Origin of the sequence: Hyphomicrobium sp., assembly GCF_003987855.1 — a bacterium.
In the GTDB taxonomy this organism is placed as follows: domain Bacteria; phylum Pseudomonadota; class Alphaproteobacteria; order Rhizobiales; family Hyphomicrobiaceae; genus Hyphomicrobium_B.
This window is the reverse complement of the sequence record NZ_RXIZ01000008.1, coordinates 278,820-295,527: the sequence shown is the minus strand read 5'-3', so window position 1 is coordinate 295,527 and position 16,708 is coordinate 278,820. Positions and strand designations below refer to the sequence as shown.

Below are 16,708 nucleotides of genomic sequence, written 5' to 3'. Positions count from 1 at the left end.
ATCGAGTTTGTCCACGTCAAGGTGTCCTTCCATGCGAATTCGGCGAGAAATGATGGCGCCTCGCTGGAAGGGAGATCGCATGATCCGCGCGCGTTTGGCGCATTTTGTCTGGACAGATTGCTTCTTCCGGTCGTCGCAAAATGGAAATCCTGCGATGCCCCTCGGCCAAATAGCGATGCTATTGTCTCAAATTGTTTTCGTGGCGATTTAAGAGCCCGCTTCCAGCCGCGATCCCATCTGATGCTGCGGCTCGCGCTGTTGCATCGGCCCCAGCCCGACCCGCGGCTCGCTGCTCTCAGGACTGTTGTGTTGCTGAACTAGGCGTCAGCCAGGAGCGGCGCCGGAATCGTTCATTGTGGAAGCGAGTCTCGCTTTTCGTGACCCGCTCCGAGTCTCGCCGTTCAACCCCTTGCCCCTCGGCGACTGAATTGAGCGCGTCTCGCGCACCTGTCGTCGAATGACTGAACAAAAGACAAGGACTTCCCAGTATGTCTCCGACGAAAAATCTCTCAGCCGCCTTTATCAGAACTGCAGTCGCGACCGCTATCTTCGCGTCCAGTGCTTTGCCATCCGCTGCCAAGAGCGCGATGACGGTCGAAAGCAGGAGCGCATACGGGATGCTTGTCGTCGCCGACGCCCATTCCTATCGCCACTGTCACAACCTTTCGAAGCGAACCTACTGCCACAAATCGGATCGGCTACCGCAGAATTGGCCGCCGAACACAGACACCCCGCACCGTCCGGGAACCGAAAGCGATAACAGCAGAGACTGTGTGGCCGGTTCAAGGGACTGCGCTTCCAGCTCCCGATACGGAAAGGGCTGAGCGAATAGAGCCGGGGTGCTGACTGCACCTCGTCAATTCTGCCGTCCGAAAAGCCAACCAAATGGAAGAGTGGTGTGATGAGCAAAGGGCAAATGGCCGTTCGACTTAGCGCCAACACTCAGCGCGCGGCATTCGACAGCGAGAATCTGTCGCTGTGCGAGGGAGACCTCTACGAAAGATGGAATTCGCGGCTCGATGACGCGAGGAAACTCGTGGCCGCACAAATTGTCAAATCGCTCAAATCCAAGTGGGGGACGGCCGTTGCGCTTGAAGCTGCGACGGGAATTTGCCAAACGGAAATGTCGCGGATTCGCCACGGAAAAATTGATCGGTTCTCGCTCGAGCGCCTGGTTCGTTTGCTTTGGATTGTCGATCCCGAAATTGATGTCGAATTGGGGGTGAAGATCGTGGCCAATTCAGGGGCGCGGAGTGATGAGCGTCATTCGCGTTTGCCCAGAGATAGATTGAACAGGCTATAGATCCTATCTGAGAAGGATGACCACTGTTGGCAGCTCATCTTCTGAAGCGGAAAATTTCCGAACACGACGTGACCCGCTTGTCCAATCTCAATGTATGTCGACGAAAGTGATCCAAGCGGCGCAAAAACCGATAACGCTGATGCATTGGCTGCTGCCATTCGAATGTCTCAGCCACCCGCTTCAAAGAACGACGTCACATGGCCGGAATTTCAGCCTGTGCTGTGTACAGCACAATGCGCGCTAAACTCCGATCAGTTTACGGATAATACCTTCTCGATGGAAGTTGACGATCTTAATGTACGCGCGCTGTGCAAATAATTTCGAACAAGTTGTTTTGGACAAGGGGAACATCCCCGCTTACTAAATTTCGCGGGAGAATCCCTCTTTTTTGCAGGTGGCAGCATGATGATTTTCATCATCGCATGGATGGCGATTGCGTTTGAAAGTTCGCGCGCAGAAGCAGGTCAATCGTGCGAGGAAGCGTTTTCTGCTATGCACAAGTTTGAGATCGAAAACCAAGAGAGTTTGCGCTCGGCGCTAGAGGTGACCTTTCAGGGGCTTGCAAAAAACGATATTTGCACGTCGCATTATTTGGACGCGCAAGACAGAGTGGACAGCTACTACATCAAGCTAGCAGGGTTTGCGAAAAACTTCGTTAGTAGCTGTCGTGGCAATCCAAAGAGAGCCAACGATGTTTTCCTGTACGATCTTCCCGAAATCCAAGGCGCGTTGCCAAGTTCTGTACGCAACGTTTGTGAGAACTTGACGAAATAGTATCGACTAAGTCCGCGCGATTACACTGCGGTACAGCTCGGGAAGCGTCGAAGTCGAAGAGTGGCGGCAGGCAGACGAGATTACTTTGATTGTTGCCAGGGGCTCGCAAAGCTGACGCACCAGCCACATTGTGAGGATCGTCGATGCTTTAAACTGCAAGCGCGCCGACTTCACGAGCCGAAATGGGGTAGTCGATTAATGCTCACCCAAGCTTTGACGGATCTGCTCCATGATTTGATCTCGGATGCCGTCGAATGATTTGGCGTCACCCGCCATACACTGGTCGTAACCCGCTACCGCGCGACGCATCATGGCTGCGCGATGGCCAGCTGTCATCGTAACTGGTCCGCTTATCGCTTTTGACAAAGCGTCAAACTCTTCCTCGCAGCCAGCGAAGGCCGGAGCCGCAGAGATGATGGTGAATGCGATAGCCGCGACGACCTTTTTACCAAGCATGACTTCCTCCCTAAATTCATTCGGCAACGAACAATCCGTGCACCGAACTACCCTCCGATACGCAGCGATGAATGGGTTCGTTACGAGCTAGTGGATGATCGAATGTTTTAGGAGAACGATGCGGCGTCATTGAAGTGTCAACCGAGCCGCACGCCTGCTAATCCTTTGGCCGAGGGATAGGCGGCCATGCGCTCACCATGGCCGTGCGGGCCGCTTTAGCGGTCGCTATCGGCCCAATTCTTCCTTGGCTTAGTCACCAGGCGACGATTTTGGCCCAACTCGGACATCGATAGGCGCGTGCCGCTGGCCAGGAAGTTCGGCGGCTGCTTTCTGTCCAATGGCTTCGATAGGGGTCTGCAACTTGAAATGCCAAGCGATTAGCCTTCTGATTTGGCAGGGACGTATTTTAACCTGATTACGTCCTCGCCAATGCGATCGCTGGCCACGAGTCGGAGCCGCGGCTGGGGACCGACGAAGAATGGCCTGCCGAGACCAAGCACGACGGGATGAAGGAAGAGTTGGTACTGATCGATCAGCCCAAGCTTGGTAAGGCTTGCCGCTAGCTTTGGTCCGCCGACCTCGATCTCGCCGACGAGATCGGCCTTCAGCTTTCGTACCGCCGACTCTACATCATCGCCGATCAACGTCGCATTCGGCCCCACTGATTTCAGCGAACGTGACACCACCCATTTCGGCATGGCCCGCCACGCTTGCGCAAACGCGCGCAGATCGTCGCCCATCGCCGGATCGTCCTGGTCCCAATTGTCCCCGTCCCAATAGCGCATCACCTCGTAGAGGCCTCGCCCATAGATGCTGCCGGCGGCTTTGCGCGTCTGTTCAATAAAGTATTTGAACATCACGGGATCAGGCGCGAACGCATCGTGGTCGTGGTCGACGTAGCCGTCCAACGACATGTTCATTCCGAATACGAGCTTGGCCATGGCGAAATTATATCACAGAGCGGACTAGGTACCATGGGCTGCTGGCACTCGCGCAGATGCACACTATTGGCCCCTAGCCGCCGTTACAATTTGCTCTGAGAGCATCACCTTGTGGCCCTGACCGTGAGCAGGCAGACGACTACTTTCAAACCATCGCGTCGGTATGCGCCCAGCGGGGTCTAGCAACCCTCGAGCCCAGAAGAGGAAATCGCTTGACGATGGACGGCGAGGCAGGCGCCATCGCTTGTGGGAGGTGCCACGTCAGATGATGTCTGGTTTTGTCGGCGATGTTCGCGTGCTTGGTTCGCAGCGGAATTCTTGGTAGCCTTGACCCCACTGATCGAGCTTCCGCTTAACATAATAATATGATTGGCCGCTTAGCCGCGGCAGGCGGCCAGAGCCTTGGCCCTGAGGGCCATGGCATGCGACACACGAAGGTCGGATGTTGTGGTCGCAGGTCAAATGATGCTGCCGTCTCATGCATGCCCTTTGGCAAGCTTTGCGGTCGAGCCCAGTTGGCTGACGCTATAGAATTTGTTAAAACTCCGTTTGCTGATAATCCGTTTTTCGTTTGGCGATGAATAACTTTGCGGCAAACAGCAATGCCAATAGCAATCCGCGTGTAAGACGGGCGAGCACAAGACCGTTTCGCTGCTAGGGACAAAACATTGGGTGCCCCTCAAAAGCTATCCGGAATGCCAATCGGCAGCTTAGCGTTCCGATCGTCGCTATTCCTGATTTTCTGGCTCATGATTTCGGGATGGGCTCCAAGCGATCTTGCCATTGGATTAGCCGCAGTGGCAGCGGCGACTTGGAACAGCCTGTTTCTGCTGCCACCGGGAAGATCGCGACTGAGAATAGGACGACTTGCTACACTTGCGACGACGTTTGCGTGGCAATCCATCGTATCAGGGATAGACGTCGCCCGACGTGCGTTCGAACGTGAGCTTCGACTGCACCAAGGCATCGTTCCTTATCGAGTTCAACTATCTTCCAGCGTAGCACGAAACACGTTCTACGCGCTCTCAAGTTTGCTGCCGGGGACGCTACCGACCGGCACCGACGAAGAAGGCAGCGTTCTGGTTCACTGTCTCGATATCGATCGACCCGTTGCGGCCGATCTCGCTCGCGAAGAAGATCTCTTCAGGCAGGTGCTTAGCGATGAATGACTTTTTTCTATCGGCAGCGGGGATAATCTTGTTCACCGTGGCGGTAGGTCTGGTGCGCGTCCTCAGCGGCCCGACGAATGCCGATCGCATCATGGCGACACAGCTTCTCGGAACCGGCGGCATCACGTCACTTCTGCTCGTCGCCTCGGCGACGGGAGTTCGTGGAGTCGACGACGTCGCTCTCGGCCTTGCGCTGCTTGCCGCGTTCGCCGCCATCGCTTTCGTGGACAATGTCGCGGCCCCAGATTCAGATACCTCTAAGGGAGATCGCACCGAATGAACGTTCTACTCGATCTCTTCAGTGTGATCGCGATTTGCTTCGGGACCTTTTTCTTTCTCGCAGGCACTGCGGGGTTGTTGCGATTTCCAGATGCGCTTTCCCGACTTCACGCACTAACGAAAGCCGACAACCTTGGCGTTGGGCTGATCGTGCTTGGCCTGCTTCCGCATGCGGGCTCTCTTCTCGCCGCATTGAAACTGGTTGCGATCTGGGCGCTCATTCAATTGGCCGGAGCGACATCGGCTCAGCTTATCGCGCGTGCGATCCGGCGCAGCGGGTAGCACCATGAGCATACTGCAGATACTCGACATCGGTCTCGCCGGCCTAGTGCTCGCTGTGGCGGCGTGGACCGTCTTCGCACGCGACGCGTTCGCGGCGGTCGTCGGCTTCGTCGCTTACGGACTGCTGCTTTCCCTCGTTTGGGTTCGTCTGTTCGCCGTCGACGTAGCACTGACAGAAGCCGCCATCGGCAGCGGCGTCACGGGCGTCTTATTGATCGGGGCGGCGGGACGTCTCCGCAAGCTCGAGGCATCCGGCGGCGATGATGAATTGCCGGGCGCTTCGTTGCGTTTGTTCGCTGCTGCGCTGTGCATTTTTGTTACGCTGGTCCTTGCGGGCGTCGTGCTGTCGCTGCCCGATCCAGGTCCAACGCTCGCTCCCGAAGCGGCTCGGCACCTGGCGGAAACGGGTCTCGGCAATCCCATAACGGCGGTGCTTCTTTCGTATCGTTCGTTCGATACCATGCTGGAGAAGGTCGTACTCGTCCTCGCGGTTGTCGGCGTCTGGTCACTCGCGGCCGATCAATATTGGGGCGGCGCCGCTGGAAATCCGCGCGGCGCGGAACCCGATGGCACGCGCGCATTGCTCGCGCAGGTACTTCCTCCCCTCGGGATACTCATTGGCATTCACATGGTCTGGGTCGGTGCGGACGAACCGGGCGGTGCATTTCAAGGCGGCGCAATTCTCGCTGCGATGTGGATGATCACGATGATGGCCGGACTGACCGAAATGCCGTCGATCCGTTCTCGATTGCTGCGGCTCGTGCTTGTTGCCGGTCCGGCCGTGTTCGTCGCGGTCGGTGTCGCCGGCGTCGCCTTTGCTAGCGGAGTTTTTGCCTACCCAACTGGATTTGCCAAACCATTGATCCTTTTTATTGAGGCCTTCATGACCTTATCCATCGCCGTGACGCTGCCAGTTTTGGTTGCCGGTCCGCCGAAACGGCTGCGCCAGCAATGACGGCAGCAACGCTCGCAGGGTTCATCGGATCAGCGCTCGTCGGCCTCGGCCTTTATGGGCTGATCACCGATCCGCAGCCCATAAGAAAAATCCTCGGATTCAATCTCATCGGAAGCGGCGTCTTCCTGCTTTTTGGAATCGTTGCGCGTAAAGGCGCGGCTGCCGGATTTGCCGCGGACCCGGTCCCACAAGCGATGGTGATCACGGGAATTGTCGTGGCGTTCTCCGCGAGCGCGCTCGCGATCGCTCTCGTGTTGAGGCTGTATGAAGTTGCAGGACCCGTTTCGCTGCGCTCCGAACACACGTCTAACAAGGCGGAAAAATAATGAATGCGGCGCCAATCGCCTCTGCTTCGACGGCGGGCGGTTCACTGCTCTGGCTGGCAATCATTTTGCCGGTTGTCGGGATCCTGGCGTCGCTTTTATCGGGTGGTCGACATGCCGAACGCATCGCGCTCCTACTCATGCCGACGGGATTTGGCATTGCGATAGCTATCGCAATCTTTCTCTGGCGATCCGGCCAGCCGCTCGTCTATGTCATAGGCGGTTTCAATCCCCCTCTTGGCATCGCGTTACGCGCGGATGGCTTCTCGGCGGTCATGCTTGTGACGACAGCATTGATAGTCGCCGCTGCAGGGTTTTATGCACGCGCTATTTTCGCAACGCCCCCCGGAATAACCGAAGCACGCGCACCATTGACGTTCTGGATCCTGCTACAAGCGATCTGGGCGTCGTTGAATCTCGTGTTTTTAGGCGGCGACCTTTTCAATCTCTATGTCGCTATCGAGCTTCTGACATTTGCCGCTGTACCTCTTGTTTGTCTCGATAGCCGGGCCGAAACAATTTCCGCGGCTTTGCGCTATCTCCTCTTCGCGCTGTGCGGCTCTGTGTTTTATCTCCTCGGCGTCGCTTTGCTTTACGGAGCCTACGGCACGCTCGACATCGTGCTTTTATCCGATCGCGTTAGCTCCGAGCCTGTCGTTTGGGTTGCTGCCGGACTAATGACGGCCGGGCTACTCGCAAAAACTGCTCTCTTCCCCCTGCATCTGTGGCTGCCACCTGCGCACGCCAATGCGCCCGCGGCCTGCAGCGCTGTGCTTTCGGCACTTGTCGTCAAGGGTTCATTCTTTTTGATTGTCCGCCTTTGGTTCGGCGTTCTGCCGAATGTGCCTCATGAGGCCGTGAGTTTCATTCTTGCGGCGCTCGGCTCCGCAGCAATCCTGTTCGGCAGTGTTCTAGCGCTACAGCAGGAGCGGCTGAAGCTTCTGATCGCCTATTCGACGGTGGCGCAGATCGGCTATCTCTTCCTTATGTTTCCGCTCGTGCAAGGCCCCAACCTCTGGGTCGCGGAGGCTTGGAGCGGGGGTATCATGCAAACGCTTTCGCATGCTTTTGCGAAGGCAGCGATGTTCCTGGCGGCGGGTCTTATTGCCGAATCTCTCGGACACGATCGCATCAGAGATCTACGCGGTATCGGCGCCGTAATGCCGATGACCCTCTTCGCATTCGGCCTTGGCGGTCTTTCGCTGATGGGATTGCCGCCGAGCGGCGGATTCCTCGCAAAATGGCTGCTGCTCAAGGCATCGATCGAAGCCGGCCGGCCGATATGGGGAGCAGTGATGCTATCCGGCGGTCTCCTTGCCGCCGGTTACCTCTACCGAGTTTTGGCGCCCGCTCTTTCCAGCGACATCTTACACTTGAAGGCTCCTCCCCGGCGAAGTCGCGAAGCGGTTGCTCTGGCCTTGGCGCTGACCGCAATAGCCCTTGGCTTTGCGCCGAAAGCATTCTTCGACTTCCTGCAAATTGGCCGCGTAGCCGTAGCCGGTGGATCATCATGAACGCGTTGGGTCTGGTGCTTCTGATCGCAACTCCGGCGACTCCTCTCGTCATGTTGGCGTTGTGCGGTTCACAAGCGCGACGCGACTTCCTGTCATCATGTCTGTGGATCGCGCCGTTGCCAGCGTTGGGCGCAGCGCTCATGACTATTGGCGGACAATCGTCGGCGTTCGCCGCGCCCGCGATCGGTTACACGCTTTTTATCGATAAGGTTGCGGGGGTGCTGCTCCTGGTCGTCGCCATTCTCTGGATCGGCGCAGGACTGGCAGCGGCGCGTCGAGAGGCGCGCGACGTGCGCTTCAGCGTCTGCTGGATGCTCACAATGGCCGGAAGTTTTGGAGTATTCGTCGCCGCCGACCTTCTCACCTTCTATCTCCTTTATGCGCTCGTCAGCATTCCAGCATTTGGCCTCATCATGCGTAACGGCGACGCCGCATCCAAGCGCGCCGCAGGCGTCTACATGGCCTTCACCATTTTAGGCGAAGCATTTCTGTTGGCAGCGTTTGCGCTGCTCGCGGCCGGAGAACCTAACGGCAGCCTGCAAATCCACGACGTTATTGCCGCCTTGCCCGGTTCACCTTGGCGCGATGGCGCGCTTGCTTTGATCATTGCTAGCTTCGGATTGAAAATCGCGCTCGTTCCGATGCACGGCTGGATGCCCCTCACGTATACGGCCGCGCCTCTCCCGGCGGCCGCAGCATTGAGCGGAGCTGCCGTGAAGGCCGGCGTCATCGGATTGATCCGCTTTTTGCCTTTCGATACGGCCCTTCCGGATTGGGGAGAGGCGCTGGCTGCCGTAGGATTCATATCTGCGTTTTATGGTGTCGCGGTAGGGATCACGCAGCACAATCTGAAGACGGTTCTTGCCTACTCGAGCATCAGTCAGATGGGCGTCATCGCGGCGGTCATGGGGATGGGCCTCGCCTCGGCAATTCCCGGTACGGCGCTCGATTCAGCGGTCTATGCCGCGCACCACGTGCTGGTGAAAGGTGCTTTGTTCCTTAGCATCGGCGTAGCGGCTGTGGCGTCGCAGAAATACCGGCCCCTCGTGATGTGGCTATCTGCCATCATGGCTTTGAGCCTCGCAGGTTTGCCGATGACCGGCGGATGGCTCGCGAAACTCGTCGTCAAAGCGCCGTTGGGAGATGGGATTGCTGGCACACTCGCTGATTTATCGGCGGCCGCGACGACGCTCCTGATGCTGCATTTTCTGATGCTGCTTGCACGCATGGCGCAGCAATCGCCTCAGACAAAAACCCAAGTCGCGATTGATGCATCATGGCTGGCGTTGGCGATATCGTCAGTCGTCGTACCCTGGTTATTGTATCCCGTTGTCGTCGGCGGCCTCGGTGAGGCGCTCACGGCATCCGCAATCTTCAAATCGCTATGGCCAGTTCTGTTCGGGGCTGCGCTCGCTTACGGATTACGCCCCTGGGATCACCGTCTGCTAAGTGTTCCCGAAGGCGACATCATCAACCTTATGGAAGCCGCGTTCCGTGCTTCTTTGCGGCTCGGAGAGACCTTCGAACGCCTCGATTTGCGTCTGCGGCAATGGCCGGCGGCGACTATTTCGCTTGGGATCATCGCGCTGCTGCTTGCTGCAGCGGCGCGGGCCAGCCGTTAACGGCACGTCGTGAATTAATCGGTCAACGAATTGAAATGTCGATATACTTGTTATCGGCTGTCTTCAGCGCGTTCCGACAGTTCGTGAAGACCAACAGTGATCTCTATCAATTTGCCTTAAACGATCGCAGCGAGGTGCAATGCCAAAAAATAAAACATTTGCGCGCGCACCGGTCCTCGTCGATCTCGCTCTGCAGGGCGGCGGCTCGCATGGTGCGTTCACGTGGGGGGTTCTCGACCGGCTGCTGCAGGAGCCATGGCTGAAAATCGACGGCGTGTCGGGCACCTCGGCGGGCGCGATGAACGCTGCAATTCTCGTCCATGGTCATCACAAGGGCGGGGCGGAAGGCGCGCGCGAGGCGCTTGCAGAGTTTTGGCGCAAGGTCGCTGAGGCATCGCGCTTCAGTCCATTTCAGCGCGGACCGCTTGACGTGCTGCTCGGCCGTTGGACGCTCGATTCTTCCCCGATGTACGTTGCCATGGATCTGATGTCCCGTCTCGTCTCGCCCTACGACATCAATCCCTTCGGGAGTAATCCGCTCCGCGATATCCTTGCCGAACTCATAGATTTCGACCTGTTGGCAGAAGCGCCGATCCACCTCTTCGTCACGGCGACCAACGTGCGCACGGGGCGTGGCAAGGTCTTCAAGAACGCCGCCGTCACACCTGACGTGCTTCTCGCGTCCGCCTGTCTGCCAACGTTGTTTCAAGCGATTGAGATTGACGGCGAAGCCTATTGGGACGGCGGCTACTCCGGCAATCCGACACTCGCAACCCTCGTGCAGGAGTGTGAATCCGATGACACCATCCTTATTCCGATCAATCCGATCGAGCGGCCCGGCATACCGCGCTCGGCAAGCGAAATTCTCAATCGTCTGAACGAAGTGTCGTTCAATTCGTCGGCCCTGAAAGAACTCAAGATGATGGCGCTGTTGCGCAAGGTGGCTGATCCGGGCGACGGCGAGGGGCGACGGTGGGCGCGGATGCGGCTTCACATGGTGCGCAACGACATCATGGCTGAACTCGGCGCATCCTCGAAGCTCAACGCGGAATGGGCCTTCTTCGAATATCTCCATGGCGAGGGAGTGAAGGCCGCGGAGGCCTTTCTGGACGCCCATGCCCTTGATCTGGGACGCCGCTCCACCCTCAACCTCGACGCGCTGCTCGAAGGAATATGAAAATGGGCCTGCTCGGTATTCTTGTTGCGCTCGGCCTACTCATCTATTTCGCCTACCGCGGCTGGAGCATCCTGCTGCTCGCGCCCGCCGCGGCGCTGCTTGCCGCCCTGTTGTCGGGAGAACCACTGCTCGCTCACCTGACGCAGACGTTCATGCGCAGCGCGGCCCAGTTCGTCATGCAGTTCTTTCCGATATTTCTGCTCGGCGCCCTCTTCGGAAAACTGATGGAGGATAGCGGCTCAGTCTCTGCGATCGCCAGCTTCATGACGGAACGCCTCGGCACCAAACGGGCCGTGCTCGCCGTTGTCCTTGCCGGCGCCCTCGTGACCTATGGCGGCGTAAGCTTGTTTGTCGCCTTCTTCGTGCTTGCGCCGATGGCACATGCGCTCTTCCGCGCCGCGGCCATCCCGAAGCGGATCATGCCCGCAGCCATCGCGCTCGGAACCTCGACCTTCACCATGTCGATGATGCCCGGAACCCCGGCGATACAGAATGCAATCCCGATGCCCTTTTTCGGCACAACGCCGTTCGCCGCGCCTGGCCTTGGCATCATCGCGTCGGCAATCACCATGGGATTTGGCCTATGGTGGCTTGCGAATGTTGAGGCGCGCGCGCGCAGCGCGGGAGAAGGCTACGAAGGCCGCGCGGATGCAGCTTTAGCGGCGGCCAAGAACGAGAAGATCCGGGAACGCGCAACCGCCGCAAACGCCTTCGACCCGATCGAGGCCCCCAACGGCGCGATCAGCGAAACAACTCCGCCCATCGCAATCGCCGCAACGCCGCTCATCATCGTCATCGGCGTCAATCTTCTGATGTCCCTCTTTGTGCTGCCCCGTCTCGATGCGTCTTACTTGGCAAAGCCCGAGTGGGGCGAGACGTCTCTCGCGGCCGTGGGTGGAGTCTGGGCCGTCGTCACCGCGCTCGCCGCCGCGATCGCCGTTCTCATTCCCCTAAATCTCGGCCGCCTTTCGAAGCTGCGAGAAACCATGGACGCGGGCGCGAACGCCGCCGCTCTCCCCGTTCTCAGCGTTGCCAGTCTTGTCGGCTTCGGCGCGGTCGTCGCCGCACTTCCCGCCTTTGCGGTGGTCCGTGACTGGGTTCTTGGCATCGGCGGCGGACCGCTGGTCTCTCTTGCTGTGGCTACGAACGTCCTTGCCTCTTTGACCGGATCGGCTTCGGGCGGACTTACGATCGCGCTCGACGCATTGGGATCGACCTACCTGAGAATCGCGCAGGAACAAGGCATAGATCCGGCCCTCCTGCACCGGGTCGCGGTCATCGGCGCCGGCACGCTCGATAGCCTGCCGCACAACGGCGCCGTCGTGACGCTGCTCGCCGTTTGCGGATCGACCCACAAAGAGAGTTACGTCGATATCGTCATGGTTGCGATCGTTGGAGCCCTGGCGGCGCTCGCCGCCGTGATTGTCCTTGGTACGCTGGTCGGATCGTTCTAGGCGGCTGCGACTGGCTCGGGCGCCGGTATCCGAAACCAGGCGACATACAGCGCCGGCAGAACGATCAGCGTCAGTAATGTCGCCACGAACAGCCCACCCATGATTGCGAAGGCCATCGGCCCCCAGAATACGGTCGGCGCAATCGGTATAAATCCGAGCACCGTCGATATCGCGGTGAGCATGATGGGACGAAAGCGCGAAAGCGCGCCTTGGACGACGGCGTCCCAAGGGCTGCGTCCCTCCGCACGTTCCGTTTCGATTTGCTCGATCAGGATGACGGCATTGCGCGCGATCATTCCCATGAGCGCCAAAATACCGAGGATGGCAACGAATCCCAGCGGCCGCCCCGACAACAGCAACGCGGCCACGATGCCGATGAGGCCCATCGGGACGATAGAAAGCACGAGGATCAAGCGGCCGAAGCTTTGCAGTTGCGCCATCAAGAAAAACAGCATGAGAAAGAGCATCAGCGGTAACTGGGCAAACACCGAGGCCTGCGACTTGGCGCTCTCCTCCACGGTACCTCCCACGGCGATATGATAGCCGGCCGGTACGCTGCCGCTGAGCTTCTTGACCGCAGGACCAAGCCTGGTAACGGCCGCTTCCGCGGTTAAACCCGGGGCGACGTCGGCCTGCACGGTCAGTGTCGGCAGACGTTGCCGCCGCCAAATCAGAGGATACTCCTGCTCGAAGTCGAAGGTCGCCACTTGGCTGAGCGGCACGGTCCGACCGTTCGCCAATGGAAGTTGCAAGGATCGCAAAGTCGAAAGCGAAACCCGTTGCTCGTCGAGGGCGCGCGTGACGACGTTGACGAGATAAATATCGTCGCGGACCTGCGTGATGGGCGTGCCGGTCGTGACGGTATTGAGTACCTCGGCCAACGTCTGCGAACTCAGCCCCAAAATTCGCGCTTGATCCTGATCGATCTGAATCCGGACTTTGCGCGCCGGCTCCATCCAATCGAAATTCACATGGCGCACATCGGGATCGGCCCCGAGGACCTGCCCCAGTTGCAGGGCAATGGCGCGAACCTTTTCTATCTCGGGTCCACTCACCCGGTACTGGACCGGCCAACCGACGGGCGGGCCGAGCTCCAAAGGCGAAACGCGCACGACCGCGGTGGGCAGTTTCTCGGCCAGAACCTTTTCCAGCTTGGTATGCAGTTGGTCTCGCGCGGCCACGTCCTTCGCAATGACGACAGCCTGCGAAAAGAAATCGTTCGCCAGCCGAACGTCCAAGGGAAGATAGAAGCGGACGGCGCCGCGCCCGACATAAAAGCTCCAGCTCGCGACGTCCGGATCGTCTTTGAGAATGTCTTCGAGTTTCGCTGCGGCCTGCTCGCTCGCGAAGATGGACGCGTTTTGCGGCAGCGTCAGATCAACAACGAGCTCAGGTCTATCGGAGGCGGGAAAGAACTGGCGCGGAACAAGCGGCAGGAGCAACAGAGAAATGGCGAACAGCCCGAGCGTTACGCCAATCGTCAGCCATCGCATCCGCATCGCGCCGACGACGATCTTGTGGAACATCGCAACGACCGCGCTCTCCTTTTTGGGTTCGGACGAATCCGGGGCTTTCAGAAGCCAGACACCGAGGAGCGGAGCAAACAAAACCGCGACAAACCAGGATACGATCAGCGCGATCGTCACGACGGCGAAGATCGAAAACGTGTATTCTCCGGCGGTGCTCTGCGCGAATCCGATCGGCACGAATCCTGCCGCGGTCACAAAGGAGCCGGTCAGCATCGGGAAAGCCAACGTCTTGTAGGCGAAGGTCGCGGACTGTTCCTTGCTGTCACCGGCAGCCAAGCGCGAGGTCATGACATCGATGGTTGTCATCGCGTCGTCGACAAGCAGACCGAGCGCAATGATGAGCGCGCCGAGCGAGATGCGCTGTAGGTCGATTTGAAGCCACTGCATGATCGGGAAAATGATCGCCATGGTCAGCGGAATCGATAACGCGACGATGGCGCCCGGCCGGAACCCCAAACTGATGATACTGACGATCATGATGATCGCGATCGCCTGCCAAAGGGACTCGGTGAATTCGCTGATCGCCGTCTTGACGACTACCGGTTGATCGGACACCAGCGTTGCGTCAATCCCGATCGGCACGTCGGCCATGCTCTCGTGAATGGCCTTCTTCACGTTTCGACCAAGCGCAAGGATGTCGCCGCCATCGCGCATCGAAATGGCAAGACCGATCGCAGATTTCCCATTGACCCGAAACATCGGCTGCGGCGGATCGGTAAATGCCCGCCGGACCTCGGCGATGTCACGCAATCGGATCAGCCGGCCATTGGAGAAGAAGTTCGCACTTAGAATGTCCTCTTCTGACCGAAACGATCCCGATACGCGCAACACGACCTTTTCGTCGCCGGTCTCGAGCGTGCCGGCAGGACTAACCGAATTTTGCGCCTGAAGGGCCGCGATGAGCGCGGAGCGATCGATACCGAGGCCCGCCAGCTTTTGTGTCGAGAACTCGACATAGATCTGCTCGTCCTGCGCGCCCAACACATCGATCTTGGCGACATCCGGCACCTGCAGGAGTCGCGAACGCATCTCCTCGACATAATCGCGAAGCTCCCGGTGTGAAAATCCGTCGGCGGTAAAGCCGTAGATCAATCCGAAGGTGTCGCCGAAATCATCGTTGAAACCTGGGCCCACCACGCCCTGTGGGAGTGTAGCGCGGATGTCTCCGATATTCTTCCTCACCTGATACCAGATGTCCGGCACATCCGCGGCTTTCGTCGAGCCTTTTAGGTTGACGAAGATTGTGGTCAATCCGGGCTTGGTATAGCTGCGAAGAAAATCGAGGCCGCGCGTCTCCTGTAGCTTGCGTTCGATGCGCTCGGTGACTTGCAGCAACGTGTCCTGGAGCGTGGCACCCGGCCAGGAAGCCTGCACGACCATGGCTCGAAACGTGAAGGGCGGGTCCTCGGCCCGTCCGAGAGAAAAATAGGAAGACAGGCCCGCTAGCGTCACCGCGATCATCAAGAAGACGGTGAACGAGCGATGCTTCAATGCCCATTCGGAGAGGTTGAGCCCGCTCACGAAGATGCTCCAAGCAAACGCACCTTCTGACCGGGATGCAACGCTTGAACGCCGGCGGTCACCAAGATGTCGCCTTCGCTCAACCCATGTGCGACGACCACCGACGATGGATCGAAGCTCACCGCTTCGACATTACGCAGCGATACGGTGAGGTTCTCTGGATCAAGAATCCAAACCGCCGGCTGCCCATTGCTTCTCGTCAACGCCGTTGCAGGTATCGATATCGCTGGCACCGACTTCTGCCGCATGCTCCCTGTTACCGTGGTCCCTAGGCGCATCGTGCCGGGCGGATCGATGAGGCTAACGCGGACCCGAAACGTTCGCGTAACCGGATCCGCTTCCGGATCGACTTGGCGAACCCACCCCTTGGCCTTGACGGATGGATCGTCCGTGAGAGTAACGGTGATCTCCGGATTGGGCGGCGCGGAGTGAATGATCTGCGCCGGAACATCAAACACCGCGTCTCGCCCCTCGACCCGCGCAACGCGAAAGACCGTCTGTCCGGGCTGAACCACTTCTCCGGATTCGGCGGAACGAGCCGTAACAGTTCCCGTCACGTTCGCCCTGAGTTCGGTGAAGCTAACCCGGTCTTGCGCGATCTCCAACCGTGCCTGCGCGTCGTCCTCGCGCGACTGGGCGGTGCGCAGGCTTTGCTGGGCCTGATCGTACAAGACGCGGGTCGTGTGCCCGCGCCGCAAAAGCTCGCTTTGCCGGTCGTAGGTATTCTGCGCCTCGACCAACTGTCCTTCTGCCGCCGACAATGCCGCCCTTGCAGAGCGCAGCGCGTTCAATTCGTCTTGAGGATCGAGCTTCGCCAGGATCTGTTCCGGGTCGACATGGTCGCCGACGCCCACAGACCTTTCGATGATGCGGCCACCGATGCGAAACGCCAGAGACACTTCGTTCTCAGCCTGAATTTGCCCCGTCAGCGTGACCGTTTCGCCAAGCTCGCTTTTCCGCGCTACGACGGTCCGTACCGGACGCACCTGGTCATTCGGGCTTTCCGCTTCTGGCCCGCATCCCACGAGAAATATGGAGACTGCCGGTAAGAGGAGCTGCCAAGCCCGCCACCGGCACCAAGCGGCGGGCGATAGGGAGAGAGCCATGCAATGCCTCCTAGCGCATTTTGTCTGCAAAAGGATCAAATCTCACTTTGACCGTCGGCGAAATAGTCGGTCGCAATTTTTTTTCTGAACCAGCTTCACGTCGGAGTGCTCAGGGTGGATTCTGACAGCGCGCCATAGGCGGACCGCACGCAGGCGCCTGCTCTCGATGTTCCGCCGCATCTGATGCTCGGTGAGATTGCAGCGCTCTGCGGCTTCCTTGACATTCAACGGTGGCGCCCGGCGAGTTTTAAGCTGAGACGCCATTTAGAGACTCCATGAAACGAGGGATGACCGGTCTCATGT

The 16,708-nt window shown here is 58.8% G+C and carries 15 protein-coding genes; 11 read left to right on the top strand and 4 right to left on the bottom strand.

Annotated features, from left to right (window positions below; all coding sequences use genetic code 11):
* The first annotated feature begins 901 nt into the window (after nucleotides 1-901).
* Together EKK30_RS08580 and EKK30_RS08575 are read left to right on the top strand one after the other, a co-directional pair.
* A complete protein-coding gene (locus tag EKK30_RS08580) occupies nucleotides 902-1,303 on the top strand; it encodes a hypothetical protein (protein WP_290983231.1) in 402 nt (133 codons plus the stop codon).
* 402 nt (nucleotides 1,304-1,705) lie between these two features.
* A complete protein-coding gene (locus EKK30_RS08575) occupies nucleotides 1,706-2,077 on the top strand; it encodes a hypothetical protein (protein WP_290983228.1) in 372 nt (123 codons plus the stop codon).
* 195 nt (nucleotides 2,078-2,272) lie between these two features.
* Here EKK30_RS08575 and EKK30_RS08570 read toward each other — a convergent pair whose 3' ends face one another.
* Together EKK30_RS08570 and EKK30_RS08565 are read right to left on the bottom strand one after the other, a co-directional pair.
* A complete protein-coding gene (locus EKK30_RS08570; RefSeq protein ID WP_290983226.1) occupies nucleotides 2,273-2,533 on the bottom strand; it encodes a hypothetical protein in 261 nt (86 codons plus the stop codon).
* Between the two features lie 377 nt (nucleotides 2,534-2,910).
* Nucleotides 2,911-3,474, bottom strand: a complete 564-nt coding sequence (locus EKK30_RS08565) for a dihydrofolate reductase family protein (protein WP_290983224.1) — start codon at nucleotides 3,472-3,474, stop codon at nucleotides 2,911-2,913.
* Between the two features lie 695 nt (nucleotides 3,475-4,169).
* On the opposite strand from EKK30_RS08565, the gene EKK30_RS08560 reads away from it, so the two are divergent.
* The 9 genes from EKK30_RS08560 (at nucleotide 4,170) to EKK30_RS08520 (ending at nucleotide 12,249) form a co-directional block, all read left to right on the top strand.
* Nucleotides 4,170-4,643 (top strand): Na+/H+ antiporter subunit E, encoded by a 474-nt coding sequence (locus EKK30_RS08560; protein WP_290983223.1) that lies wholly within the window; start codon nucleotides 4,170-4,172, stop codon nucleotides 4,641-4,643.
* Nucleotides 4,636-4,923, top strand: a complete 288-nt coding sequence (locus tag EKK30_RS08555; protein ID WP_290983221.1) for a multiple resistance and pH regulation protein F — start codon at nucleotides 4,636-4,638, stop codon at nucleotides 4,921-4,923. Before EKK30_RS08560 ends, EKK30_RS08555 begins: the two co-directional genes overlap by 8 nt.
* Nucleotides 4,920-5,204, top strand: coding sequence for a monovalent cation/H(+) antiporter subunit G (locus EKK30_RS08550; protein WP_290983218.1), 285 nt, complete (start codon nucleotides 4,920-4,922; stop codon nucleotides 5,202-5,204). Before EKK30_RS08555 ends, EKK30_RS08550 begins: the two co-directional genes overlap by 4 nt.
* Before the next feature lie 4 nt (nucleotides 5,205-5,208).
* Nucleotides 5,209-6,159 carry a hydrogenase subunit MbhD domain-containing protein gene (locus EKK30_RS08545; protein WP_290983215.1) on the top strand — a complete coding sequence of 317 codons (951 nt, stop codon included), beginning with the start codon at nucleotides 5,209-5,211 and terminating at the stop codon, nucleotides 6,157-6,159.
* Nucleotides 6,156-6,485: a sodium:proton antiporter gene (locus EKK30_RS08540; RefSeq protein ID WP_290983213.1), complete on the top strand. Its 330-nt coding sequence runs from the start codon at nucleotides 6,156-6,158 to the stop codon at nucleotides 6,483-6,485. Before EKK30_RS08545 ends, EKK30_RS08540 begins: the two co-directional genes overlap by 4 nt.
* Nucleotides 6,485-7,996 (top strand): proton-conducting transporter membrane subunit, encoded by a 1,512-nt coding sequence (locus EKK30_RS08535; protein ID WP_290983211.1) that lies wholly within the window; start codon nucleotides 6,485-6,487, stop codon nucleotides 7,994-7,996. Before EKK30_RS08540 ends, EKK30_RS08535 begins: the two co-directional genes overlap by 1 nt.
* Nucleotides 7,993-9,618, top strand: coding sequence for a proton-conducting transporter membrane subunit (locus tag EKK30_RS08530; protein ID WP_290983208.1), 1,626 nt, complete (start codon nucleotides 7,993-7,995; stop codon nucleotides 9,616-9,618). Before EKK30_RS08535 ends, EKK30_RS08530 begins: the two co-directional genes overlap by 4 nt.
* A gap of 139 nt (nucleotides 9,619-9,757) precedes the next feature.
* Complete coding sequence (locus EKK30_RS08525) at nucleotides 9,758-10,795, top strand: patatin-like phospholipase family protein (protein WP_290983205.1); 1,038 nt, start codon at nucleotides 9,758-9,760, stop codon at nucleotides 10,793-10,795.
* A gap of 2 nt (nucleotides 10,796-10,797) precedes the next feature.
* On the top strand, nucleotides 10,798-12,249 hold the full coding sequence (locus EKK30_RS08520; RefSeq protein ID WP_290983203.1) for a GntP family permease: 1,452 nt from the start codon (nucleotides 10,798-10,800) through the stop codon (nucleotides 12,247-12,249).
* On the opposite strand, the gene EKK30_RS08515 is transcribed toward EKK30_RS08520, so the two are convergent.
* Complete coding sequence (locus tag EKK30_RS08515) at nucleotides 12,246-15,299, bottom strand: efflux RND transporter permease subunit (protein WP_290983201.1); 3,054 nt, start codon at nucleotides 15,297-15,299, stop codon at nucleotides 12,246-12,248. The genes EKK30_RS08520 and EKK30_RS08515 overlap by 4 nt on opposite strands.
* The gene (locus EKK30_RS08510) at nucleotides 15,296-16,405 is read right to left on the bottom strand and encodes an efflux RND transporter periplasmic adaptor subunit (RefSeq protein ID WP_290983199.1); all 1,110 of its coding nucleotides are present in this window, start codon (nucleotides 16,403-16,405) and stop codon (nucleotides 15,296-15,298) included. The genes EKK30_RS08515 and EKK30_RS08510 overlap by 4 nt, the downstream gene beginning before the upstream one ends.
* Nucleotides 16,406-16,708: the final 303 nt, after the last annotated feature.

What these genes read in the sequence shown, in the direction of transcription:
- EKK30_RS08580 (WP_290983231.1), top strand. Translation starts at nt 902, where the DNA reads ATGAGCAAAGGGCAAATGGCCGTTCGACTTAGCGCCAACACTCAGCGC.
- EKK30_RS08575 (WP_290983228.1), top strand. Translation starts at nt 1,706, where the DNA reads ATGATGATTTTCATCATCGCATGGATGGCGATTGCGTTTGAAAGTTCG.
- EKK30_RS08570 (WP_290983226.1), bottom strand. Translation starts at nt 2,533, where the DNA reads ATGCTTGGTAAAAAGGTCGTCGCGGCTATCGCATTCACCATCATCTCT.
- EKK30_RS08565 (WP_290983224.1), bottom strand. Translation starts at nt 3,474, where the DNA reads ATGGCCAAGCTCGTATTCGGAATGAACATGTCGTTGGACGGCTACGTC.
- EKK30_RS08560 (WP_290983223.1), top strand. Translation starts at nt 4,170, where the DNA reads ATGCCAATCGGCAGCTTAGCGTTCCGATCGTCGCTATTCCTGATTTTC.
- EKK30_RS08555 (WP_290983221.1), top strand. Translation starts at nt 4,636, where the DNA reads ATGAATGACTTTTTTCTATCGGCAGCGGGGATAATCTTGTTCACCGTG.
- EKK30_RS08550 (WP_290983218.1), top strand. Translation starts at nt 4,920, where the DNA reads ATGAACGTTCTACTCGATCTCTTCAGTGTGATCGCGATTTGCTTCGGG.
- EKK30_RS08545 (WP_290983215.1), top strand. Translation starts at nt 5,209, where the DNA reads ATGAGCATACTGCAGATACTCGACATCGGTCTCGCCGGCCTAGTGCTC.
- EKK30_RS08540 (WP_290983213.1), top strand. Translation starts at nt 6,156, where the DNA reads ATGACGGCAGCAACGCTCGCAGGGTTCATCGGATCAGCGCTCGTCGGC.
- EKK30_RS08535 (WP_290983211.1), top strand. Translation starts at nt 6,485, where the DNA reads ATGAATGCGGCGCCAATCGCCTCTGCTTCGACGGCGGGCGGTTCACTG.
- EKK30_RS08530 (WP_290983208.1), top strand. Translation starts at nt 7,993, where the DNA reads ATGAACGCGTTGGGTCTGGTGCTTCTGATCGCAACTCCGGCGACTCCT.
- EKK30_RS08525 (WP_290983205.1), top strand. Translation starts at nt 9,758, where the DNA reads ATGCCAAAAAATAAAACATTTGCGCGCGCACCGGTCCTCGTCGATCTC.
- EKK30_RS08520 (WP_290983203.1), top strand. Translation starts at nt 10,798, where the DNA reads ATGGGCCTGCTCGGTATTCTTGTTGCGCTCGGCCTACTCATCTATTTC.
- EKK30_RS08510 (WP_290983199.1), bottom strand. Translation starts at nt 16,405, where the DNA reads ATGGCTCTCTCCCTATCGCCCGCCGCTTGGTGCCGGTGGCGGGCTTGG.